Raw genomic sequence first — 23,520 nt, 5'->3', positions numbered from 1 at the left:
TTCATGAATAATCAAAAAGAATTCCATTTCTTGTTAAAAAATGCTAAAATAGGCATGTGAAAAAGGAGTGAGATGATAATGAGAATTGGAATCGTAGGTTATGGAAATCTTGGACGAGGTGTAGAATGTGCAGTACACAATAGTCCAGATATGGAATTAGTGGGAGTTTTTACAAGAAGAAAACCAGAAACAGTTCAAACACATACAGAAGTATCTGTATATGAAATGGAAAAATTGAATGATATGAAAGATAAAATTGATGTTCTTGTTTTATGTGGTGGAAGTGCAAATGATTTACCAACACAAACTGTTGAATTGGCAAAATCTTTTAATGTTGTGGACAGTTTTGATACACATGCCAAAATACCTGAACATTTTAGCAATGTCAATGCAGCAAGTGTTGCAGGAAAACATATTAGTATTATTTCAGTAGGTTGGGATCCTGGTTTGTTTTCATTAAATCGTTTATATGGACAAGCTATTTTACCAAATGGTGCAGATTATACATTCTGGGGAAAAGGTGTCAGTCAAGGACATTCTGATGCTATTAGAAGAATTGATGGTGTCAAAGATGCAAGACAGTATACAATTCCAGTTGAAGAAGCATTGGAAAGTGTACGTAAAGGTGAAAATCCAACGCTTTCTACAAGACAAAAACATACACGTGAATGTTTTGTTGTGACTGAGGAAGGTGCTGATTTAGCTGTTATTGAAGAAACAATCAAAACAATGCCTAACTACTTTGCTGATTATGATACAACAGTTCATTTTATCAGTGAAGAAGAGTTGATGAGAGATCATCAGGGTATTCCTCATGGTGGGGTTGTTTTAAGAAGTGGTGTAACAGGTTTTGATCAAGAACATAAACATGTGATTGAATATAAATTAACATTGGATTCAAATCCAGAGTTTACTTCTAGTGTATTGGTTGCTTATGCAAGAGCTGCTTATCGTTTGGCTCAAGAAGGGCAATATGGCTGCAAGACAGTTTTTGATATTGCACCTGCTTATTTACATGTAAAATCTGGTGAAGAATTACGTAAAGAATTGTTATAATGGAAATGCAAGGTACTACTTATGAAAGAAGTACCTTTTTAACATTCAAAATAGGGAATCAAAAATGTTGGAATACCAGTAGAATGTGGAGCAATATCATATAATGCAAAGAAAACAACTACACCTTCACTTGTTAAATAAAAATTCTGTGGATTAAAAGTTTCTTCAACTAAACTTTGATAATTATCAAAATAGTTGCTTAGATCATGACTGGTTTTTATTTGTTTAATAATGTTATTTTTGATACAAGTTTCACAGTTTTCCGTATTTTGAAAAAAGTCACAAAGTTTTAGAATTTCACCTGTTAATGTATTGACTGTTTGACTCATTCTTGTTGTGTTACCATTAGCACCTCCTGTATATAAATATTCCTGCTGATAAAAACTCGCAATTTGTTCAGTTTGTAACGTTATTGTGATTGTGACTATCATTTCATAAGGAAAAGCCTTTGATCCTTGTAAGAATGCTTGAACAGCATCCGGATATAAGACATTGCTACAATATTCTTTTTTCTTCAGTGCATTCCAATAGTACTGTTTATTTAATTTATGAAAGATAGGATTTTGACCTATAAATTGTGGGTAGACAATATGATAAGAAACAACCTTTATACCTTCAAAATAATAATCCTCATGTAGAAGAAAACGTTTAATACACACAAATTCATTCATATTAAAACCTCCTATCTATTCATATGATTATAGATATAAATATAGCATTGTTCAGATGTGAATAAATAAAAATATTTGTATTGAAATTGTAAAATAATTTGATAGAGTTCATAGCTATGATATAATTTTGCTTGTAGAGAAACTATCATTATTTGGGAGGACAATATATGGACGAACTATTATGCTTTCAAACGCGTGCTGACTTTAGAGATTGGTTATCTGAAAATTGTCAATCACATGAAGGAGTGTGGCTATTATTTAGCAAAACAAAAGAATTACCTACATTAAAAGCAAATGAAGCTCTAGAGGAAGCACTCTGTTATGGCTGGATAGATGGATTAATGAAGAAAATTGATGATACTTCTTATAAGAAGTATTTTGTAGCACGTAAACCTAACAGTAAGTGGTCTATAAAAAATAAGGAACTAGTTGAAAGGTTAGAATCATGTGGATTAATGACTGAATTTGGAAGAATCAAAATTGAAGAGGCAAAGAAAAATGGTCAGTGGGATCTTGCTACAAAGCCATCAGGGATTACAGATGAACAAATTGATATTGTATCTGAACTACTCAAAGCAAATGAATTGGCATATACCCATTTTTTAAACATGTCTCCATCTGTCAAAAAGACTTATACAAGAGCATACTTTGATGCAAAAACAGAGGTTGGTCGTTTTAAGCGTCTGACTTGGATGATAGAACGATTAGAAAAGAATTTAAAACCTATGGAATAGAGAATCGTACATAGATGAGAAGCAACTTTTTGTTGACTTCTTTTTTATTTGAATCAATTTAGAAATGAAAAATGTCGATTTTAAGATAATTTCCAGGAATTATGATAAAAAAATAATAGCGTAATGGGATGAATTATATTATAATAGCACTGTATATAAATAAGAAAGTCAGGAAGGTACTTATATGGATAGAAAAGTAGGAACTATTTCAAGAGGAATTCGTTGCCCAATTATTAGAGAAGGTGACGATTTAGCAAAAATCGTTGTTGACAGTGTAACAGAAGCTGCTTATAGTGAAGGATTTATGTTAAGAGACAGAGATGTCATTTCAATTACTGAATCTATTGTAGCAAGAGCTCAGGGAAATTATGCATCAATTCAGAATATTGCAGCTGATGTTAAAGAAAAATTAGGCGGAGAAACAATTGGGGTTATTTTACCAATTATGTCTCGTAATCGTTTTGCAATCTGTTTAAAAGGAATTGCAATGGGTGCTAAGAAAGTTGTTTTAATGTTAAGCTATCCTAGTGATGAAGTCGGAAATGCGTTATTAACATATGATCAATTAGATGAAGCAGGTGTTAATCCCTATAGTGATGTTTTAACATTAGAAAAATATCGTGAATTATTTGGAGAAAACAAACATGAATTTACAGGTGTAGATTATGTGCAATACTATTCAGATATTATTACTGAAGCAGGTGCAGAAGTAGAAATTATTTTTGCGAATCGTGCACAAGAAATCTTAAAATATACTGATTGTGTATTAACTTGTGATATTCATACACGTGCAAGAACAAAACGTCTATTAAAAGAAGCAGGAGCGAAGGCTGTTTGTGGATTGGATGATATTTTAACTGCATCTGTAGATGGTAGTGGATATAATGAAAAATACGGTTTATTAGGATCTAATAAATCTACTGAAGACACTATTAAATTATTTCCAAGAGAATGTCAGGACTTAGTTGAAAATATCCAAAAAGAAATCTTAAGTTTAACTGATAAACATGTAGAAGTTATGGTTTATGGGGATGGTGCATTTAAAGACCCTCAAGGGAAAATTTGGGAATTGGCTGATCCTGTTGTTTCACCTGCTTATACAAGTGGATTAGTAGGGACACCTAATGAATTGAAACTAAAATATTTAGCTGATAATGATTTTAAAGATTTAAGTGGTAAAGAATTAAGAGATGCAATTGCGAAAAGTATTAAAGAAAAAGATGATAATTTGGTTGGAAATATGGCTTCACAAGGAACAACACCAAGACAATTGACTGATTTGATAGGTTCTTTATGTGATTTAACAAGTGGTTCTGGTGATAAAGGAACACCTATTGTATTAGTTCAAGGTTATTTTGATAATTTCACAGATTAAGGAGAAAAAGAATGAAACAAGATATGATTGTTATTTTAGATTTAGGTAGTCATAATAATACTGTGATTGCACGTACAATTAGAGATTTAGGTGTATATAGTGAAATTAAACCTCATGATATCACTGTAGATGAATTAAAAGCATTACCTAATGTGAAAGGGATCGTTTTAAGTGGTGGTCCTAATAATGTGATTGATGGTGAAGAAATTGATGTATGCAGTGATTTATATAATGCTGGATATCCAATTCTTTCATTTGAACATAAATTAGCAAAAGTGGATAATAGAACATATCCTGCTAATGAAGAAGAATTAAAAGATATATTAAAAGCATTTGTGATTGATGAATGTCAAGCTGACAAGAACTGGAACATGAAAAACTTTATTAATGATCAAGTTGAAATCATTAGAAATCAAGTTGGTGATAAAAAAGTTTTATTGGCTTTATCTGGTGGTGTTGATTCATCTGTAGTTGCAGCATTGTTAATCAAAGCGATTGGAAAACAATTGTATTGCGTACATGTTAATCATGGGTTAATGCGTAAAGGTGAATCTGAAGATGTTGTGGAAGTTTTCCAAAATCAGTTAGATGCTAATTTAATCTATGTTGATGCAACAGAACGTTTCTTAACTAAGTTAGAAAATATTGCTGATCCAGAACAAAAACGTAAGATTATTGGTTCTGAATTTATTCGTGTTTTTGAAGAAGAAGCGAGAAAGTTAGATGGTATTGAGTTCTTAGCTCAAGGAACGATTTATCCTGATATTATTGAATCTGGAACAAAGACTGCAAAGATGGTGAAATCACATCATAATGTTGGTGGATTACCTGAAGATTTACAATTTGAATTGGTTGAACCTTTATATCAATTATTTAAAGATGAAGTGAGAGCATGTGGTGTAGAACTTGGTTTACCATATGAAATGGTTTATAGACAACCATTCCCAGGGCCAGGACTTGGGGTACGTTGCTTAGGTGCAATCACAAGAGATCGTTTAGAAGCTGTTAGAGAATCTGATGAAATCTTAAGAGAAGAATTTGCGAAAGCAGGTTTAGATAAAAAAGTATGGCAATATTTTACAATTGTCCCTGATTTTAAATCAGTTGGTGTCAAAAACAATGCGCGTAGTTATGATTATCCAGTCATTATTCGTGCTGTAAATACTGTGGATGCTATGACGGCAACGATTGAACAAATTGATTGGCCTATCTTGATGAAGATTACTGATCGTATCTTGGCTGAAGTGCCTCATGTTAATCGTGTTTGTTATGACATGTCACCAAAACCATGTGCTACAATTGAGTGGGAATAAATAGGTAAGTCAAAAATAGCCGATAAATAAAGCGTATTTTGAATATTAAAAAGAAAATGACCTTAAAATGACCTTAAAAAGTCAAAGAATGCGTCATTTTTAATTATTAATTATTGTAACTTAATTTATTTTGTTTTACTCTATCTATATAGAAAAATAATTAAAAAAAGGAGGTACTTTAATGAAAGAAAACATAACTGAACAAAGTTTAATTGATTTTTTAACTGCTATTTTACGTGTTGAAGGAGAAATTACATTGTATGACTTTAAAAAACGTGTTGCTGAATCGTTTGAACTAACTGAATATGATATGAGTTTTTCAAAAACTAGACCAAACGAACGTATGTATGAGCAAAGGTGTAGAAATTTAAATTGTCATAGAAATTTTCCAAGTAATTTGATTTCATATGAAAATCAAGTTTTCAAATCAAGATTTTAATGGGGAATCAAAAAAGTATGGATTTTAATGTGTTTCCATACTTTTTTAGTCTATAAAATTCTTTTTTTTGCGGCTTTAAAATATTCTTTATTTATCTCAATTCCTATGAAATTTCTTTTCAAATTTTTGCAAGCTATACCAGTAGAACCAACACCCATAAATGGATCGAGTACAACATCATTTTCGTTTGATGCTATTTTGATTATGTGTTCTAAAACAGAGACGGGCTTTTGCGTTGGATGCTTTGGGTTTGTTAATCTTTCAGGATATTCACAAATTGGTGTTTCAATAAAGTTGTGCATTTTTTCTTGAGAAATAAAATTCCATTTATGACCTTTGTTCCATAAACAGATAATTAGTTCGCAACTATTTAAGAAAGTTTTTTTGTAAACACAGGGTGTAGGGTTAGTTTTATGCCATACCATAAACTGAAAAGTATCAAATTCTTTGTCAAAAAACTTATGCCAAAGACCAATTTGATTGTAACTAGTGAATACAAAAATATTTCCATCTGGTTTTAGTATTCTTTTAAAATCATCTACTAAAAGACTTGGATCAAAATAGTTTTCATCCCATTCAGCTATTTTGGTATTTAACTTTCTATTACCAATAAACACATCGGTTTTTGAATAATTTGATATGTTGTAAGGTACATCAGTTAAGATTAAGTCTACTGAATTAGACTTAATTTTTTTCAATTCATCAAAAGCATCGGCGTTAATTAAATTCATTTTTTCTTTCATGTAAAGTTCCTCCTTATAATGTTTTTTATAGTGAGTTACTTCTGCAAATATTAATTAATATTTTGAGGACTTTACTGTTTTATGCTTTTAAGAAATATAAAATTTTGATATAATTAAACATAAAGGAGACGTGATCGTAATGGAAAATATTTTGAATGAAAGACTCTCTTCACTAATAAAATATCCAGGTGGAAAAGAAAAAGAACTTAAATATATTTTACCAAATTTACCAATTAAAATAAATAATTATTATGAACCTTTTGTAGGTGGTGGTGCAGTTTATTTTGCAGTGCAAGCCAAAAATTATTTAATAAATGATAAGTCTGATGAATTAATTTCATTATATAACATGGTGAAAAATCAAGATAAAGAATTTTTTGAAAAACTAAAAGCTTTTGACCATAACTGGAAAATCATTAGTAATGTTGTTGATAATCATTCAGATAATTTAATTACACTTTATTGTTCTTATAAGAATGATACTTATAATGAACGAGAGTTAAACGATGAAATTACTGAATTTGTATTAGCTAATGCTGATGAATTTAATGGTCTTCTTAGTCGTAGTTTTAACTGTCAAATTGAAAACTTTGTAAATGAACTAATTAAAAGTATAAAGAATAAAATGATTAGAATGAAACGTTTAGAGAAATCTAAAGGAACATTATGTCAAGAAGATTTAATTGCTAATATTGAATGTTCTTTAAAAACAGCATTTTATACACATTTTAGATATCTCATTAACTATAAAGATGAATTTGGTATTTCTAATGCCTTTGCGACTGCTATATACTTTTTTATGCGTCAAACATGTTATTCTTCAATGTTCAGATATAACAAAAACGGTCAATTTAACGTACCATATGGAGGAATTTCTTATAATAGAAAATCTTTCTTAAATAAAATTGATTACTATCAAAATAGTGATTTAGTAAAACATTTAAATAAAACTAAAATTGGAAATATGGATTTTTATGATTTCATGTATGAAAATCCACCGATGCAAGATGATTTTGTCTTTTTAGATCCGCCATATGATACTGAATTTAGTACTTATGCAAAGAATGAATTTAATCAAAATGACCAATTAAGATTAGCAAATTATTTAATTAAAGAATGTAAAGCTAACTTTATGTTAGTTATAAAAAATACTGATTATATAGCATCTTTATATCCAGAAGGAACAAAGACTGCTAACGGTGATAAGATATATATAAGTAGTTTTGATAAAAAATATTTTGTAAGTTTTCAAGATAGGAATGATAAAAATGCGCAGCATTTGTTAATAACTAATTATCAAATAAGCGGAGGTGAATTCAATGGATGAAAATAAAAAGAAAGCAATACAACAAATAATGGATTCTAATATTAAGAGTTTTGCTGAAGGATTTGAATTACGTTATTCTAGTGAAGTAGATGATCCTGAAGGTGTAATTAACCGCAAGAAAAATAATTGCTTTATTGCAGCACTTGGTAAAGAATTTATGTTTTATAGTGCTTTTGTAAGAAGCTTTGATAGCTCGTTTGGACGTATTTTAGAAAACATAGGGAATAGTATTGCAAAATTATCTTATGACGTAAGAGGCAATATTGAATCATTTTTACTTCCTCAACAATCACAACACATGGATTATATTATATTGGAATATGAAAAACATGCTAAACCAAAAGCATCAGATTACAATACTTTCAGTTGTATGATTCCTGCTGATATTAGAAGTTTTCAAAAATCACATGTAACAGATCATTATTTTTACAATGAGGAAAAGAAAGAACATTATTTAATTGAATTAAAATCTGGTGGAGATTTAGATAACAAAAAAGCAAAAACGGAAAAACTAGCATTATTACAAGAATACTTTATTTTAAAAAATTCTTTAATAAATAAACCTGACGAAAAAATCAAATTATTCTTTGGAACAGCATACAACATGTATGGTGAAGGTGCTGAATGGAAGCAAGAAAGAGTTAAACAATTCTTTGCTGATGAAGAACTTTTAATTGGTAAAGATTATTGGAATTTTGTTTGTGACGATGAAGATGGATTTGAAATTATATTCGAACAATATAAGCAAAGTGCTTCATATATTAAAGAAGCTTTAGAAAGAATTAAAACACTTTATTTTTAAATTTTTGAAGAAAATTAGAGGGTAAGGTACATAAGTTAGGAGGAAACAATCATGCATTCTGAAGGAGATATTAGAAAAGCTGTAAGGTTATTATTGGATAAGTATGGAGAGATAAATGTTACTGAAGCTAAAGAAATGCTTCATGAAGTACTTGAATATGACGAAGAAGATAAAGAGATGTCTTCATCTCGTAATGAAATTAAAATTTTGCAAAGAATAGGGAATATTGCAAGTCATCAAACAACCGAACAAAAAATTTACAGAGAAGGATTTATACTGGATAAAAAATATGAACCTGCTAGATTCGCAGCAATAAAAGGTATTGGTGATTCTAAGAATAAAATTTCTAAAACTCAAATTAATGCTAGAAAGAAAAAATCCAAAACATTTAAAGGACGTAAGGTTAATTGGGGAGAATTAAGAGAAAGAAATGATGATTTAGGGAATTTAGGCGAAGAATTTGTATTAGAATATGAACAAGAAAGAGTATCTGAATTTGATCCTACTTCTGTTACAAGGGTTTTACATCTTAGTCGATTACAAGGCGATGGACTTGGGTATGACATAAGTTCGATTAATGATGATGGAACAATTCGAAGAATTGAAGTAAAAACTACATCAGGTGGTTTAAATACTCCATTTTTTATGAGTAAGAATGAAAAATTATTTTTTGAAACTTACAAAGATGAGAGTGTTTATCTATACAGAGTTTATGATTTTGACAAATTGACAAGAAGAGGGAAAATAGAAATTATTGATGCCGAAACATTGCTTAACGATTATGATTTTAATCCAGTTACTTTTGCTGTTGTGAAGAAACAACAAGAAATATAAAAAATAAAAGAAAGAATAAAACTAGGAGGGTATCAATGAAAGGTTGGCACAAAATTGATTTACATCAACATACTTTACATGAGATTACATATGATGGAAAAGAACCTCAAAGTTTATATACTCATGAGAAATTTGAAAATATCTTGATAGAGGAAGCTGTTGAACTTAAAGCAGTAACTAATCACAATACATTAAATATCGTTGATCATATTAAACACGCATTAATTTGTAAGAAAAATAATGTTAATTATTTACCAGGAGTTGAAATTGACTACTTATTTGATGCAAAAGATATACATGCTATTACAATTTTGAATCCACAAAATGATATAGTAAGTTATTCAATAAAGTTAAATGAAATTATAACAAATAAATTAGGAAACAAGTTTTTAGATAAGGATGAGTTTGCTAGATTACATGAAAATATGGAATTTATTTTTATTCCTCATGTTATGAAGAACAAAGGAATCTATCCTTCAAAAGATGTAGAAATAGTAGAAGAAGCAGAAGACTGGGTAATCAATATGATAAGAAATGGTATTTTTGTACCAGTTATATTTGAAAACACGCAGAATTATAACAAATACTCAATTTATGGTAAAATTGAAGAACTTTTATTAGACGATTATCAATATCCTGCATGTTATGTTGGGTCGGATTATAAGTTTGATAATGATGTGAAACGTAGAAATATTGCTATCAACAGAGTTAAACATTATATTTTTTCCGAACCAACATATCGAGGGTTAGAGATTTCTGTTAGAAATCACCAAACCAGAATGGCTCATGAATCTGAAATTATTTCAAGAAGTAATTATTTAGAATCAATTAAGATTCGTGATAATAAAAATTTTAGGAATAATTCAATACTTGAGTTATCTCCATCATTAAATGTAATTATTGGTGGATCGGGTTCTGGGAAAACATTATTACTGAATGAAATATTTAGATGCATAACGGGAAATGATTTAAAAGATGTCAAAAATAACAGTAAGAGAAAAGGAGAAAGTGCGTATTTTTCTAGAATTGGGAAAGGAACTCTTTTAGAGATTAATTCTGTTCCAGATGATTATAAAAACTTCAAAGTTGTGGAAATACCAAATATTTATACTGAGATTATGAAGTATGTAAACGATCATGAACAATTAGGAAATGTTTTCAAAATTTCTAATAGGTCTTATGTAAATTCGTTGATAAATGACTTTATCTCAGATTGTAATAAATATAGCGAATTAATGTCTGATTTAGAGGAAGAGAAAAAATTGGGAAGTGAAAGTTTAAGAAATATTTTTACAAGTATTGAATTTTTAAATACTAATCCAATTGAAAAAAGTTTGTTTAAATTAAAACCTAAAAATATGGCAAATCTTGACTCAACAAAAACTCGTTTAATTATAGAAAATGATGAAAAAATCATTTTAAAAAAGGATGAGATTCTAAAATATTTTAACGATATCAATAAAACTTTATATTTTGAATTTAAGGAAGTAGTTGAAGAAATTATAGATGATTATTTGTTTTTGTTAGAGAAAGTAAAGGATAAAATTATTACGTTTGAAAAAAGAAAGATTGAAGAAATGATAGTAGAACAAATACAGAATTTATTAAATGTAGCTATACGTAATTCTTCAACTAAATTAGGGCAAAAGGAAAAAATATTCAAAGAGAGGGAAGAATTATTATCTAATAATCAGACAACTTTAATCAATTGTATAAAAAATGTTTTAAAAATTAATAAGGATCTTGCAGGTGTTTATCTCGAATATCCTTTTGATCAAATAAAAAATACAATTGAAACAAAGAATGCAAATGAATTAGCTAGATTTACATTATCATTTGATAAAGCCAGTTTAAAACATGTTTTAACGGATGATAGTGATTTTATAGAAACAAAAAATATCTCTACAAAATTAAAAAAATTACCAATAAAATTTATTGATTTTTTAGATGATCAATCAATTAAAATGTTTATAAACGAATTAAAAAAAGTAACTTTAGATATTAATGATGTTATTAAAAACGATTTATCATTAACTCTTGAATTAAATGTTAATGGTAGTTGGAAAGAAGCTACAACTGTTAATCAAGGAACAATAGCAAAAGTTTCTATGGAATACTATTTTAACGATATTATAAAAACTGAACAACCAGATATTATTTTTATTGATCAACCTGAAAATGATGTTGATAAAGAATTTTTAACACAAACCTTAGCTAAATTTTTAATTGATAAAAAAATGACATCGCAGATTTTTATTACTTCACATGATGCTATACTAACAGTAAATGCAGATGCAAATATGATAATACAGGCAGATGTTGATGAAGATAATAAAATTAATTACATGTCATATCCATTAGAATATACAGAATGCAATAAAGTTGGAACGGATAATGTTGCACGTATACTGGATGGAGGAAAACAAAATATTGAGAAAAGATATCAAATTTATGGAGGTATTTTGAAATATGGAAATTAGTATTTTAAAAGAAAAAGAGAATGTTTTTTTTACTGTAGATGGATCGGAAAATCAATTAATGAATTTTGATAATTTAGTTGCATTATCAGAAAAAATAGTTGATATTAAAGATGATTTTGAATACCAGATTAATTGTACTGATGGTTCATTAGAACTATATAAATCCACAATAGATGAATTAATAAAAAGTTTAAGAAATGATACTGATTTACTGGATTTGCTTTCTCAAAAAGAAAGTAAATTTGGTGAAACTAAATCTGATACTTAAATTTAGACTATATTTTACTGAATATTATTTGTTTACTACCTTTTTTGCTTACACTGGTTCTTATCTATGATTAATATAGTTAAAGCTATAATTAGCAAAATTGTATGTGGTGTGAGAATAAATATGTTTAATACTAAAAACTGTTGACTGGAGGTACTAGTATATGAAATGTATTTATTGTAACGATGAAATAAATTTGACTATATCTGATATAATTCCTGCTGCCTTGACTGGAGCAAAATTAAGAAAAAAATTTGTTTGTCGAGAGCATAATTCATTTACAAACGATCATTATGAAAAAGCAATGATACGACAACTTGATATTTTCAGAAATCAGATAGGTTTAACTGAACGAGATGGCGATTCTGTTCGATTTTCTGCAAATTTAACTATTGGTGAATATGTTTCTCAAAAAAATATTATTGTATCTGATAATAAATCCATTATGGATAGTGATAGAGTTTTTAGAATGAAGGACAAGCAGGGAAATACAGTGTTAGTCGGTCCTAAAAATAAGTTGCTGAAGATTAATGGAGTGGAAACGAACAAAATAATTGATCTACCCCTTGAGGATATTTCAATTAGTTCTAAGGCAGATATGAGAGATTTGTTCAGTTCAGAAACAGTGTTACATGCGGTAGCTAAAATTGCGTATGAATGGCATTGCTATATTAACGATATAGAAGAATTTCAAGAAGATACATATGGAATGATTACATCTTACATTTTAAATCCTGAGCAAGAAAATACATTAGTCAATATAGTAAATGATTCCCATGTGAAAGTGGTGGCAGATCGTTTTTCACGCACAGGTAGTAATATGCTTTTTGAGTATAATGATCCTAATGGAAATATCTATGTTATTTTCTGTTTATGGAATGTTATAGCATATAAAGTCAAGATAGGTGTACACAACGAAAAGCTTAGTATGGTTCATTGTCCTATAGCATATTTTTATCATCCCGATGGTTCTCAAAATGGTGTAATGTTCAGTGTTTATGGGAATTTTCATGTTAATGCAACTTCACCGAATGTAGGAATTTCTGAACTATATTCTGAAATTAAGTTTAGATTGTCTAAACTAGGTGAGCGTGATTTATCTAAAGAGTATCTGCAAAATTGTATAGCAAAGATATCAAAAGAGTTACCTACTTATGAGGAGCATAAGATTTCTATTGCCGATTTGCTTGACTTTGAACATGAGGATAGAATAATACCTGTATATATTCTTGAACAAATATATACACATAGGGATGAATACTTACCGTCAGAAGATTTCTATAAAAATATGCAACAAATTCTTCAAGTTAATGAACGTTATGTATTAACAAAAGAAATTGTAAAAGAAATTATAGAACGATATTCGAGTATGGATTGTGATGGTTCTTTTATTACAATGCTAAATCAAGCAATAAAGTTCTTTGAAACAATAAGTAAGGACGAAATAGATAGTTAATGAATTATAAAGTGTGTGAATATTTCTCATTTGAATAGCTAGTTATCATCTTAACAATAATCCAAGCGCAATCGCTTAAAATAATATTGTTTCTGCTACCGTTTTGATACCATTAGCTCGTATAGTCAATATAATTGATATAAAACATGTTAAAAATAGCAAAATAGCATACGATACGTGAACAAATATGTTTAATTTTAAAAATCGCTATCCGAGTGGGAATAAAAAAATAAAGTCCATAGAGCCTTATTCTATAAGGTTTTACGGACTTTTTCATTTTGTTTGAGTACAAAATAAGTTAGCAGTAATAAATCTTTAGGCATATAAAATTATATAAAATTAAATACAATCATTTTTTAACTCTTGACAAAAAATTATAAATGTATATATTGTACATGTACGATATATACATTTATATACATTGGAGGAATGGTTGTGCAAATACTGATCAGTAATAATACTACAAAACCAATATATGAGCAGATTATCACTCAAATAAAAAATGCTATCATGAGTGGGGAACTCAAGTGTGGAGATTCATTGCCGTCAATGAGAATGTTAGCAAAGGATTTGCATATTAGTGTGATAACAACGCAAAAGGCTTATGAAGAATTACAAAGAGCAGGCTTTATTGAGAGTGCTGCTGGAAAGGGAACGTTTGTCTCTTCACCAAATAAAGAATTTATACTGGAAGAACAAATGCGATTAGCTGAAGAAAAATTACAGGAAGTGGCTGACATTGGGCGAACGAATGGGATTCAACTAGACAAGTTATGTGAGATATTAACGATGTTTTATGAAGGTGAATAATAAAAAGAAAGGTGTGTTGTTATGAATGCATTAGAAATAAAAAATATTACAAAAAATTATGGAGATTTTCATCTAGAGAATATATCATTTATTTTGCCTTGTGGAAATATAATGGGTTTAATCGGTGAAAACGGTGCAGGTAAATCAACGATTATAAATTGTATTTTGGATACAATAGAGAAAGATTCTGGAACTATTTCAATATTGGGACAAACAAATGAAAAAAATAATTTGAGGTTAAAGGAAGATATTGGAGTTGTGTTTGATGTAAGCGAGTTTTATGATAATTATAATATTCTGCAAACAGAAAATATTCTTAAGGATATTTACAAGAAATGGGATAAAAAAACATTTTATAACTATATGGAAAAGTTTGATTTACCAAAAAATAAGTTAGTAAAAGATTTCAGTAGAGGAATGAAAATGAAGTTAGCAATATCAATTGCTTTATCTCATCAACCTAAATTACTTATATTGGATGAGGCAACAAGTGGGCTAGATCCTATTATGCGTGATGAAATATTTATTAAGGCTTGGTTAAGAGCACAATATGCCATAACTATTAGAGAAAACAAAGCAGGAGCAGTAAAATTAGATTTTGATATCATTGGAGGGCCATTTCATAAATGGGTTAGAGATGAAAGTAAAAAATTAAACCTTGAAACATCATATGATTTTGAACAGTTCATTAGAAAGTTTGCTAAATATGCAGATATATATATGAAAATTAGGGAAGCAGAAAGTAAGTTTTCAAAGGAAACAAAATATGTGTATTATAATGCTCAGCTCAATTTCACTTTTCAACCTCAGTTGATTTTATCGACGATTTGTTTTGAAGATAGTTGGGATATAATCATTAAAAAAATGAATATTGTTGCAAGATTTATCGATTTATATATTGTTTCAAGAGTTACAAATTATAGTAAAATTGAATATAGTACAATTAAAAATTATATCTTTAATGTAACGAAAGAAATTAGAAATTTGAATGTAAATGAGTTAAAGGATAAATTGTTATTTATATATAATAGCCTTGATTTTGACAGTGATAAAGTTTTACAAGATTTTAGATTAAATGGGTTTACTAAAAAATATATCAAACATATGTTGGCACGTATAACTGGCTACATTGAGGAAAATACTGGTGTTGCTTCAAACTATTGTAATTATGTAAAAACTGTAAAAGTAAAAAATCCATTTGAAGTTGAACACATTATTTGTGATCATTTTGAGTGGTTTACTGATGAATATTTAGATCATGAAGATTTTAGACGTTGGAGAAATAGCCTTGGTGCATTACTTTTATTACATAAAAGTATAAATGCTAGTTTGAATGATGCTAAATATGAATATAAGCTAAATAAATATTGCTCTAATGAAGGAAACATATATTCTGAATCTCTTGGTACACAGGCTTATCAAAATAATCCACAGTTTATTAAGTTTATAAAAGAGAATAAACTCCCCTTTGAGCCTTATCAAAAATTTGGAAAAAAAGAAATAGAAAAACGCAATGAGTTATTTGCAAAGTTATTCAAATTAGTTTGGAATAATGAGGTATTAAAAAATAAGGAATAAAGAATATTGAAGTTGTAAAAAGAGATAAGAAGTTCCAGTTAATAAAATTTAAAGTGAATTTTTAGATATTATTAATTGATTTATAGAGATAAAAAATTATTGATTAGAGAAGATAAAAATATAAAATTTTGAACAAGATATTTCAATTTAGATATGGTAAATTAAATATAAAATAAAAAAGCAATAGATAAATCTTAGTTATGATGAAAGATATGTAGAGTAACGATATGAGCGGATATAATAAAGATAAGTTAAAAGTGATATTAACAGCGTTAGCAAGAAATGAAATACGGATATCATATAAAAAGGCAGATGAAATACTTACTGCTTGCAGTAGCAAAATTGGAGGTAGACCAGCAGTTCCCAATGATTTTGTATGGCCTAGATTTTTAGGTGAATCATTTGATGGTAAGACAAAGGAACGACCTTTATCATTTATGGCTCAAATTAATCTTGAAGATGTAAAAAATGATGATACTGAAAATTTATTACCCAAGACTGGCATATTAAGTTTCTTTTATGAGCAAATAAGTATGCCATGGGGATTTGATCCTAAAGATAACGGATCAGCCAAGGTATACTATTTTCCCACAAAAGATCATCTAATTCCTATGAATATTCCTAAGGATATGGATGAAGAGGCAATTATGCCAGAATTAGCCATAACTTTTGAAAGTCATATCAGTTTTCCTGAATATGGTGATTTATCTGCTGAAATTACAGATATGGAAATAGAATGGGAAGATTATGATGAATGCCGCATTGAATATGGATATCCATGTGATGAATATGGGGAAGTGACAAAACTTCTTGGTTATTCTGATACAATTCAATCATCTATGGAAGAAGAATGTGAGATAGTAACTAGAGGATATAGGTTAGGATCTCCAGAAGATTTTGCTGTTATTCCAGATGATATATTAGAACAAGTTAAAATCAATAGTAAAGATTGGATACTTTTATTTCAAATGGGAACGATTGAAACAGAAGATATGGAGTATATGTTTGGTGATTGTGGTCACATTTATTTTTGGATACGAAAACAGGATTTAAAAAATAAAAATTTTGATAGAATATGGCTGATTCTACAATGTGGTTAATGACTGAGTTTTTTTATCAAAAAGAGTTAAATAAGTGGGAAGTAATAAATGATTTAAGTTCTGTTTTGATTAAAAAAGTTATTAAAATATATTTGGGTTTTTTAAATCTTATGAAAACACAATGAAAACAAGATTATCGATGTCATGTTTAATATAATGAGCAAGAGGTGGGATATTATGAAAGACAATAGATATTTTCAAATGGTGTATCTTTTGCTGCAAAAAGGGCATATGACTGCACCAGAATTAGCTGAACATTTTGAGGTTTCAGTAAGAACTATTTATAGGGATATTGACATATTGAGTTTAGCAGGAATACCTGTATATGCTACACAGGGTAAAGGTGGAGGTATCTTTATTCAAGAGAATTTTGTACTTAATAAATCTCTTCTGAGTGAAGAAGAACAGAAACAAATATTAATGGCTTTACAAGGGATTAGAATCATAGAAGAAGGGGATACAAGTGCTCTTTTATCAAAACTGAGTAGTGTGTTTCAAAAACAAAACACAGATTGGTTTGAATTTGATTTTTCAAGTTGGACAAAAAGTGGTGCAAGGAAAGAAGTTTTTCATTTATTACAAAGTGCAATTTTTAAGAATAAGAAAGTTATGTTTCATTACTATAATGGTAAAGGTGAATGCATTCAGCGTATTGTTGAACCACTTAAACTGGTTTTCAAGTCTTATGATTGGTATCTATATGGATATTGTTGCATACGAAATGATTACCGTTTTTTTAAATTCACACGCATTCGAAATTTAGAGATGACAGATGATGGGTATACCCGTAATATACCAAATGAAATTTTTACAAGAGCAGAAAAATTTGAAATGGAAATGATTCAAGTCACACTTTTGTTTGATAAAAGTATGTCAGTTCAAGTTTATGAGAAATTTGATGATGAAGTCACTAAAAATAAAGATGGAAGTTTATTGGTAGAAACATTCATGCCAAATAATGAACTTCTCTTTAGTTATATATTATCTTGTGGGGATAAAGTAGAAGTGATTGCTCCTCAAAGTATTCGTAATATCATATTTGAAAGAGTTAAAAAAATCCAAGAAAAATATAGAACATGACACGCTGTTGCAAGTTATAAATGATATGATAGTTTTAACATATTCAATGTAAAATGCTTTATAGATAAATTGGCTATTTCAGTCAGAACAAAGTATAGGAAGAAAGTAGGGGAATGAAGGCTCAATTAATTTTCCATTGTTTTGCAATAATAGAATCTAAAATTGAATAAGCATTATATAATTCAATATGTTAATGATTAAAGAACTCAACACATTAATAATGATGTGATGATAGTATCTATTTATAAGAAGGAGAGAGTGTACAATGGAAAAAGCTTTAGTAGTTATAGATATTCAAAACGATATTACAAAGAATTATAAGGAAATTATTGATAATATAAATAGTTCAATAGATTGGGCAGTTAAAAATGATATTCATGTTGTTTATATAAGGCATTATAATTTATCAGCAGGAACAAGAACATTTAAACCTAATACACCTGGATCTGAATTAGTTTCTGATTTAAAAATAGTATCAGATCATATTTTTATAAAATCTAAAGGAAATGCATTAACAAGTGAGGAATTTGCAAACTTTATAACTGAAAATCAAATAGGTGAGTTTTATATTACTGGAGCAGATGCTGTTGCTTGTGTGAAATCAACGACTTATAATTTACGCAAGGCAGATTATCAAGTTAATGTCTTATCTGATTGTATTACAAGTTATGATAAAAAGAAGATTGATGAAATGCTTCATTATTATGAGAGTAAAGGCTGTAAGCTAATGAGTTTGAATGATTTATTAGATTCATAATTGATAAAGCTTTAAAAGTAAATAGTATGGAATATAATTAGTTGTTTGCTAAACATCAAAATGTCTTAGAGTTGATTGATTAAATTTGTTTTTTATGAAAGTGACCATTAAATTTTAATAACAAGAATAATTCAATCATTTGAAAGTGCTCACTCATTTTTTCTATATAATATCAAATATGCTAATATAATTAGTTTCATTAAAATTTTATGTAATTGAATTTAGTTATAAAATGAACTATGAAAATAGAGATTATGACAATAAGTAGAAATATTATAAATGAAAGTTATATAAAATAATGTGTATTTTTTTATAAATATGGTAACATAGTAAGTAAGATAATAAGCAAGATGAGGTGATAAAATGAAGGATTATAAACCACCTTATTCAATAACAGAAGATATGTTAAATTTAGTTTCTTCTATATCTGAAAAAATGGGTAAAATTAATGTATATCACAATCTAGATGCAAAGCCACATCTAAGGAGAAATAACCGAATTAAATCAATTCATTCATCTTTAAAGATTGAAGCAAATTCTTTATCATTAGGAGAAGTAAAAGATGTTATTGATGGTAGGGTTGTTCTTGGGTTAGAGCGAGAAATTCAAAAAGTGAAAAATGCATATGAAGCCTATGACATGATACAAGAGATAGATCCATTCAGTTTAAAAGATTTGAAAAGAGTTCATGGCGTTATGGAAAAGTTTTTAGAAGTAGAAGCTGGTGAATTTCGAAGTGGGGATGAAGGTGTTTTTAATGGAGATGAATATTCCTTATTTTATAGGAGCGTTTATTTATTATATTAGGTTAAAAAGCGAAGTCAAAAAATAAAATGACTTATTAAAAAGTATACAAGAGAAAAAATCAATATCATTCTTAAAGTGTATATAATCATAAAATAGCATTAAAATTTTCTTATGAAAGTTTATAAAAGAGTGAAGTGATCAATTTTTCTGTGTCTATGTCTTACAATAATCCATGAAACAGCTCATCTTATAATAGTACATAGAAAGAGTGGTAATAGAAAAATGAAATAACCATTCACATATTGGTTAGTAAAGACTATGAAGCATGTAACGATTTTTATACAGAATAGTTAGGATTGGTGTCTATTTGGGGAGATAGAAATGGACTTTATACATCATTTGCAGTAAATGCTGATGAAGCACCTTGCATGGCTGTTATTCTATCAGTGAAGGATGTGCCAACTGTTATTATTATGAGCCCACATGCCAAACATTATAGACAAAATACTGTTGAAAAAACAGATAATAACTGTAACTAAAGAATATCATATTAATATTTTAAATGGAAAGAAATTCTTTTAATAGATGAAGGCATCACATGATGTCTTTTTTAGATGTTTATAGCAGAAAATATCATGAAGACAATAACAAACTTTGATAAAATGAAGGAAATGAAAGAAAGGAAGTATACGAAATATTATGAAAAAGTGCATAATCAATGGAAAAGTTATTCTACATGATGAAATTGTTACTAAAAATGTTTTTATAGAGGGAGATAAGGTTGTAGAAATTAGTGAGAGGAAACCAGAAAAAGAAGACATCATAGATGCCAAAGGGTTATATGTGAGTCCAGGGTTTATTGATATTCATACTCATGGTAGAGGTGGATATCAAGTGATGGATTCAACTTTCGAAAGTCTCAATGCCATTTCAAAAGCATCTTTACAAACAGGTGTGACTTCTTTTCTTGTAAGCACAGTCACAATGCCTATTGAATCTATTTCACATGCGATTGAAAATGTTGTCAAAAATAAAGAAAAAGTTGAAGGAGCACAAATTTTAGGCGTTCATATGGAAGGACCATTTTTCAGTAAAGTTTACAAAGGAGCACAACCGGAAGAATATATGATTCATCCTACTATTCAAAACTTTGTTTCTATTGTTAATAATAATGAAGATATCGTCAAAAAAGTATCACTTGCTCCAGAATTAGAAGGGGCTACTGAATTGATACCCTATTTATGTGAGAAAGGTATTATTGTCTCATTGGGTCATACCAATGCGACCTATCAAGAAGCGCAAAGAGCAATTGACTTAGGTGCTACATCAGCAACCCACACTTATAATGCAATGACACCTCTAACCCATAGGGAAGTGGGTGTTACAGGAACTGTGATGATAAATCAAAATGTATATGCTGAATTGGTATTAGATGGAATACATGTTTCTTATCCAGCTGCTAAAATCCTCTTAAAAACGAAAGGAAAAGACAAGGTGGTTTTGATAACTGATTCTGTAGAAACCGCAGGATTACCAGATGGTATTTATGAGTCATCAATGGGAACAGTTCGTATCAACAATCATCAAGTCAGATTATTAAATGAAACTTTAGCAGGGAGTCAGGCTGATATGAATCAATGCGTCAAAAATGTATATCAGCATTTAGGATTAACTTTGAATGAAGCTGTTTCTTTAGCAAGTTATAATCCAGCGAAAAGTTTAGGTATTGATAAAATGGGAGAAATAAAAGTAGGGAATTTTGCAGATATTATTTTCTTTGATGATAATTTCCAGATTAAACAAACAATAGTGAAAGGAAAGGTGTTATAATATGTTAACTATACAGACACGTACTATTGAGGTCGGTGGAACCCATTATGAAATTGGTTATCAATTAGGAAAGATGATTGAGACAAATTTATTATTAAAATCAAAATATATTGTAAAACCAGAAATGACTCTTTATCAGATTCAAGAAACCAATCAATTACTTGATAAATGGTGTCCAGGATTAACTGATGAAATCAATGGCTTTGCTGATGCTTTGAATGTATCATTAGAATCATTATTCTTCTATAATATGACTTGTTATATTCCTCGCTGTAGTCATATTGCATTGCTTCCAAGTATGACGGCTGAAAAGAAGCCATTACTTGCAAGAAATTATGAATTTTCTTGTGAACTTGAAGATTTTTGTCTGATGAGAACAGTGGCAAAAGGCAATTATACACATATTGGAACATCTATGTTACAATTTGGACGGGATGATGGTTTCAATGATCAGGGTTTAGCTGTCACAATCAGTTCATGTGGTCTTCCTGTTGCTAACTTACCTCATATGAAAAAACCACAATTTCAAGGTTTACAATATTGGGTTGTTGTGAGAGCACTGCTTGACAACTGTAAAAATACAAAAGAGGCATTAGCTTATTTAAAAGATATGCCAATTGTTTTTAATATGAATATTATTTTATTAGATAAGACAGGTCATGGGGCACTTGTCCAAACGATGGATGGTCAAAAAGCATTTCGAGAAATTGATATGCATAGTTCTCAACAAATGCTTCATGCCACAAATCATTCTGTATTACCAGAATTGATGCATTTAGAAAAACACGCCTTTACACATAGCGTTGGTCGATATCAATATATAGAAAAAGAATTACAATATCAAAAAGCAATCACAAGAGAAAAACTCAAAGAAATGTTATTAGATAAATATCCTGATGGACTTTGTTTTCATAATTATAAAGAAAGTTTTGGTACAACCAAAAGTATGATTATTTCACCGATTGATGGGACAATCGAGTTATGCTGGGGTGGGAGACATGAGAATGGCTGGAATCTGTATCATTTATCTCAACCATTTGATAATCAAACATCAGAAATTGAAATTCATATTGATGATGTTCAAAAAGGATTGTTTGATTGGCAATCATTATAGAAAGGATATAAAAACATGAACTATCAAAAGGCTTTAGAAGATGCTATTATCTACATTGAAAATCATTTAGAAGAAGATATCAGAGTTGAAGAAGTTGCTCATTTTGTTGGTTATTCATACTTTCATTTTAATAGACAATTTCAAGCATTGATTGGAGAGAGTGTTGGTAATTATATAAAAAAACGACGACTTGCCAATGCTGCTCACCAACTTTTATATACGCATCATAAAATTATTGATATTGCTATAAAAAATAATTTTGAATCAGCTGAGTCTTTTAGTCGTGCTTTTAAATTGATTTATAAAGTGAGTCCACAAAAATATCGAGAGAATCGAATACAAACATTAACTTCTAATAAAGGAAATTTAAATTCTGATTTGTTAGAACACTTAGTTCATCATGTTACTGTTCATCCTCAAATTGTCATATTGCCTGAAATTAAGGTTGTTGGAATCAGAAGACAGACTCAATTAAGAACCAAGGAGATTAAAAAACTTTGGGAAGAGTTTTATAGTCTTGAAGAAAAGGCTCCTTATTCTTATCAAGAGCATCGTAAATTTGGTATTTATGAATCATCTTTAAGTGATGTTCATTTTATTGTTGGAGAAGAGACGATATTTAATGAAGTGGTTGGTATAGAGGTTGATTCTTTTGAAAATATGGCATCATATTTTATCAAGAAAGTCATACCAGGAGGCCGTTATGCTGTTTTTACACATCATGGTTGTTTTAAGACATTACCACAAACAATAAATTATATTTGGGGAACATGGCTTCTTTCTACCAAAGAAGAAATAGATTCACGAGAAACATTTGAAGTTTTAGATGAAAGATTTTTAGGCTATGATCATCCTGATTCTGAGTTGGATTTATATATTCCTTTACGATAACTTATATCATTTAACTGGTATAAGTTTTTTTATATGCCTTTTAGGTATAGGAATCTATAAATTATAAGTGTTTGTATTCTTTTTATTTATATATTAGAATAAAAACATCAAAAGA

Annotated in this window: 23 protein-coding genes; 21 read left to right on the top strand and 2 right to left on the bottom strand. The window is 29.0% G+C overall.

Annotation, left to right across the window (positions count from 1 at the left end; translation table 11 throughout):
- Positions 1-75 precede the first annotated feature (75 nt).
- The gene (locus tag BN350_RS10410) at positions 76-1,056 is read left to right on the top strand and encodes a diaminopimelate dehydrogenase (protein WP_196802963.1); all 981 of its coding nucleotides are present in this window, start codon (positions 76-78) and stop codon (positions 1,054-1,056) included.
- 38 nt (positions 1,057-1,094) lie between these two features.
- Here BN350_RS10410 and BN350_RS10405 read toward each other — a convergent pair whose 3' ends face one another.
- Positions 1,095-1,727 (bottom strand): DUF3298 and DUF4163 domain-containing protein, encoded by a 633-nt coding sequence (locus tag BN350_RS10405; protein ID WP_028043541.1) that lies wholly within the window; start codon positions 1,725-1,727, stop codon positions 1,095-1,097.
- A 167-nt stretch (positions 1,728-1,894) separates the two neighbouring features.
- Here BN350_RS10405 and BN350_RS10400 point away from each other — a divergent pair, with 167 nt between their 5' ends.
- The 4 genes from BN350_RS10400 (at position 1,895) to BN350_RS10385 (ending at position 5,588) form a co-directional block, all read left to right on the top strand.
- Positions 1,895-2,461, top strand: a complete 567-nt coding sequence (locus tag BN350_RS10400) for a YdeI/OmpD-associated family protein (protein ID WP_028043540.1) — start codon at positions 1,895-1,897, stop codon at positions 2,459-2,461.
- A gap of 184 nt (positions 2,462-2,645) precedes the next feature.
- Positions 2,646-3,836, top strand: a complete 1,191-nt coding sequence (locus tag BN350_RS10395) for a coenzyme F420-0:L-glutamate ligase (protein ID WP_028043539.1) — start codon at positions 2,646-2,648, stop codon at positions 3,834-3,836.
- A gap of 11 nt (positions 3,837-3,847) precedes the next feature.
- Complete coding sequence (guaA, locus tag BN350_RS10390; RefSeq protein WP_028043538.1) at positions 3,848-5,149, top strand: glutamine-hydrolyzing GMP synthase; 1,302 nt, start codon at positions 3,848-3,850, stop codon at positions 5,147-5,149.
- A 181-nt stretch (positions 5,150-5,330) separates the two neighbouring features.
- Positions 5,331-5,588 (top strand): hypothetical protein, encoded by a 258-nt coding sequence (locus tag BN350_RS10385; protein ID WP_028043537.1) that lies wholly within the window; start codon positions 5,331-5,333, stop codon positions 5,586-5,588.
- A gap of 50 nt (positions 5,589-5,638) precedes the next feature.
- Here the strand turns inward: BN350_RS10385 and BN350_RS19990 are convergent, their stop codons facing one another.
- A complete protein-coding gene (locus tag BN350_RS19990) occupies positions 5,639-6,331 on the bottom strand; it encodes a DNA-methyltransferase (RefSeq protein ID WP_049945552.1) in 693 nt (230 codons plus the stop codon).
- A gap of 139 nt (positions 6,332-6,470) precedes the next feature.
- Between BN350_RS19990 and BN350_RS10375 the strand changes: the two genes are divergently transcribed.
- The 16 genes from BN350_RS10375 to BN350_RS10290 all read left to right on the top strand — a co-directional run bounded on the left by BN350_RS10375 (position 6,471) and on the right by BN350_RS10290 (position 23,405).
- Positions 6,471-7,658 carry a DNA adenine methylase gene (locus BN350_RS10375; protein ID WP_044600262.1) on the top strand — a complete coding sequence of 396 codons (1,188 nt, stop codon included), beginning with the start codon at positions 6,471-6,473 and terminating at the stop codon, positions 7,656-7,658.
- Positions 7,651-8,460: a TdeIII family type II restriction endonuclease gene (locus BN350_RS10370; RefSeq protein WP_028043534.1), complete on the top strand. Its 810-nt coding sequence runs from the start codon at positions 7,651-7,653 to the stop codon at positions 8,458-8,460. The genes BN350_RS10375 and BN350_RS10370 overlap by 8 nt, the downstream gene beginning before the upstream one ends.
- Positions 8,461-8,511: 51 nt before the next feature.
- Entirely contained in the window at positions 8,512-9,294 is a 783-nt protein-coding gene (locus BN350_RS10365; protein WP_044600261.1) for a protein NO VEIN domain-containing protein, read from the top strand.
- A 35-nt stretch (positions 9,295-9,329) separates the two neighbouring features.
- Positions 9,330-11,774: a hypothetical protein gene (locus BN350_RS10360; RefSeq protein WP_028043532.1), complete on the top strand. Its 2,445-nt coding sequence runs from the start codon at positions 9,330-9,332 to the stop codon at positions 11,772-11,774.
- Complete coding sequence (locus BN350_RS10355; RefSeq protein WP_028043531.1) at positions 11,764-12,042, top strand: hypothetical protein; 279 nt, start codon at positions 11,764-11,766, stop codon at positions 12,040-12,042. Before BN350_RS10360 ends, BN350_RS10355 begins: the two co-directional genes overlap by 11 nt.
- Positions 12,043-12,205: 163 nt before the next feature.
- Positions 12,206-13,498 carry a hypothetical protein gene (locus BN350_RS10350; protein WP_028043530.1) on the top strand — a complete coding sequence of 431 codons (1,293 nt, stop codon included), beginning with the start codon at positions 12,206-12,208 and terminating at the stop codon, positions 13,496-13,498.
- A gap of 435 nt (positions 13,499-13,933) precedes the next feature.
- On the top strand, positions 13,934-14,308 hold the full coding sequence (locus BN350_RS10345) for a GntR family transcriptional regulator (RefSeq protein ID WP_028043529.1): 375 nt from the start codon (positions 13,934-13,936) through the stop codon (positions 14,306-14,308).
- A 21-nt stretch (positions 14,309-14,329) separates the two neighbouring features.
- On the top strand, positions 14,330-15,886 hold the full coding sequence (locus BN350_RS20280) for an ABC transporter ATP-binding protein (RefSeq protein ID WP_231385268.1): 1,557 nt from the start codon (positions 14,330-14,332) through the stop codon (positions 15,884-15,886).
- Positions 15,887-16,113: 227 nt separating this feature from the next.
- Entirely contained in the window at positions 16,114-16,986 is an 873-nt protein-coding gene (locus BN350_RS10330; RefSeq protein ID WP_028043528.1) for a YwqG family protein, read from the top strand.
- 177 nt (positions 16,987-17,163) lie between these two features.
- Positions 17,164-18,066, top strand: coding sequence for a helix-turn-helix transcriptional regulator (locus BN350_RS10320; protein ID WP_028043527.1), 903 nt, complete (start codon positions 17,164-17,166; stop codon positions 18,064-18,066).
- 265 nt (positions 18,067-18,331) lie between these two features.
- Complete coding sequence (locus BN350_RS10315) at positions 18,332-18,823, top strand: cysteine hydrolase family protein (RefSeq protein ID WP_028043526.1); 492 nt, start codon at positions 18,332-18,334, stop codon at positions 18,821-18,823.
- Positions 18,824-19,186: 363 nt separating this feature from the next.
- Positions 19,187-19,630 carry a hypothetical protein gene (locus tag BN350_RS18980; protein ID WP_049945551.1) on the top strand — a complete coding sequence of 148 codons (444 nt, stop codon included), beginning with the start codon at positions 19,187-19,189 and terminating at the stop codon, positions 19,628-19,630.
- A 299-nt stretch (positions 19,631-19,929) separates the two neighbouring features.
- Complete coding sequence (locus tag BN350_RS10305; RefSeq protein WP_028043525.1) at positions 19,930-20,109, top strand: hypothetical protein; 180 nt, start codon at positions 19,930-19,932, stop codon at positions 20,107-20,109.
- A 160-nt stretch (positions 20,110-20,269) separates the two neighbouring features.
- Complete coding sequence (gene nagA, locus BN350_RS10300) at positions 20,270-21,400, top strand: N-acetylglucosamine-6-phosphate deacetylase (RefSeq protein WP_028043524.1); 1,131 nt, start codon at positions 20,270-20,272, stop codon at positions 21,398-21,400.
- A gap of 1 nt (position 21,401) precedes the next feature.
- Positions 21,402-22,514: a C45 family autoproteolytic acyltransferase/hydrolase gene (locus tag BN350_RS10295; RefSeq protein WP_028043523.1), complete on the top strand. Its 1,113-nt coding sequence runs from the start codon at positions 21,402-21,404 to the stop codon at positions 22,512-22,514.
- Between the two features lie 15 nt (positions 22,515-22,529).
- Entirely contained in the window at positions 22,530-23,405 is an 876-nt protein-coding gene (locus tag BN350_RS10290; RefSeq protein ID WP_028043522.1) for an AraC family transcriptional regulator, read from the top strand.
- Positions 23,406-23,520: the final 115 nt, after the last annotated feature.

Source organism: Candidatus Stoquefichus massiliensis AP9, from assembly GCF_000455285.1.
Lineage (GTDB): Bacteria > Bacillota_I > Bacilli_A > Erysipelotrichales > Coprobacillaceae > Stoquefichus > Stoquefichus massiliensis.
This window is presented reverse-complemented; position numbering and strand designations above follow the sequence as displayed.

Excerpts from the sequence above, each read along its gene's own strand:
- BN350_RS10315 (WP_028043526.1), top strand. The coding sequence starts at position 18,332 with ATGGAAAAAGCTTTAGTAGTTATAGATATTCAAAACGATATTACAAAG.
- BN350_RS10290 (WP_028043522.1), top strand. The coding sequence starts at position 22,530 with ATGAACTATCAAAAGGCTTTAGAAGATGCTATTATCTACATTGAAAAT.
- BN350_RS10370 (WP_028043534.1), top strand. The coding sequence starts at position 7,651 with ATGGATGAAAATAAAAAGAAAGCAATACAACAAATAATGGATTCTAAT.
- BN350_RS10375 (WP_044600262.1), top strand. The coding sequence starts at position 6,471 with ATGGAAAATATTTTGAATGAAAGACTCTCTTCACTAATAAAATATCCA.
- BN350_RS10350 (WP_028043530.1), top strand. The coding sequence starts at position 12,206 with ATGAAATGTATTTATTGTAACGATGAAATAAATTTGACTATATCTGAT.
- BN350_RS10400 (WP_028043540.1), top strand. The coding sequence starts at position 1,895 with ATGGACGAACTATTATGCTTTCAAACGCGTGCTGACTTTAGAGATTGG.
- BN350_RS10405 (WP_028043541.1), bottom strand. The coding sequence starts at position 1,727 with ATGAATGAATTTGTGTGTATTAAACGTTTTCTTCTACATGAGGATTAT.
- BN350_RS10365 (WP_044600261.1), top strand. The coding sequence starts at position 8,512 with ATGCATTCTGAAGGAGATATTAGAAAAGCTGTAAGGTTATTATTGGAT.
- BN350_RS10395 (WP_028043539.1), top strand. The coding sequence starts at position 2,646 with ATGGATAGAAAAGTAGGAACTATTTCAAGAGGAATTCGTTGCCCAATT.
- BN350_RS18980 (WP_049945551.1), top strand. The coding sequence starts at position 19,187 with ATGAAGGATTATAAACCACCTTATTCAATAACAGAAGATATGTTAAAT.
- BN350_RS10385 (WP_028043537.1), top strand. The coding sequence starts at position 5,331 with ATGAAAGAAAACATAACTGAACAAAGTTTAATTGATTTTTTAACTGCT.
- BN350_RS10295 (WP_028043523.1), top strand. The coding sequence starts at position 21,402 with ATGTTAACTATACAGACACGTACTATTGAGGTCGGTGGAACCCATTAT.
- guaA (WP_028043538.1), top strand. The coding sequence starts at position 3,848 with ATGAAACAAGATATGATTGTTATTTTAGATTTAGGTAGTCATAATAAT.
- BN350_RS19990 (WP_049945552.1), bottom strand. The coding sequence starts at position 6,331 with ATGAAAGAAAAAATGAATTTAATTAACGCCGATGCTTTTGATGAATTG.
- BN350_RS10360 (WP_028043532.1), top strand. The coding sequence starts at position 9,330 with ATGAAAGGTTGGCACAAAATTGATTTACATCAACATACTTTACATGAG.
- BN350_RS10355 (WP_028043531.1), top strand. The coding sequence starts at position 11,764 with ATGGAAATTAGTATTTTAAAAGAAAAAGAGAATGTTTTTTTTACTGTA.
- BN350_RS10320 (WP_028043527.1), top strand. The coding sequence starts at position 17,164 with ATGAAAGACAATAGATATTTTCAAATGGTGTATCTTTTGCTGCAAAAA.
- BN350_RS10330 (WP_028043528.1), top strand. The coding sequence starts at position 16,114 with ATGAGCGGATATAATAAAGATAAGTTAAAAGTGATATTAACAGCGTTA.
- BN350_RS20280 (WP_231385268.1), top strand. The coding sequence starts at position 14,330 with ATGAATGCATTAGAAATAAAAAATATTACAAAAAATTATGGAGATTTT.
- nagA (WP_028043524.1), top strand. The coding sequence starts at position 20,270 with ATGAAAAAGTGCATAATCAATGGAAAAGTTATTCTACATGATGAAATT.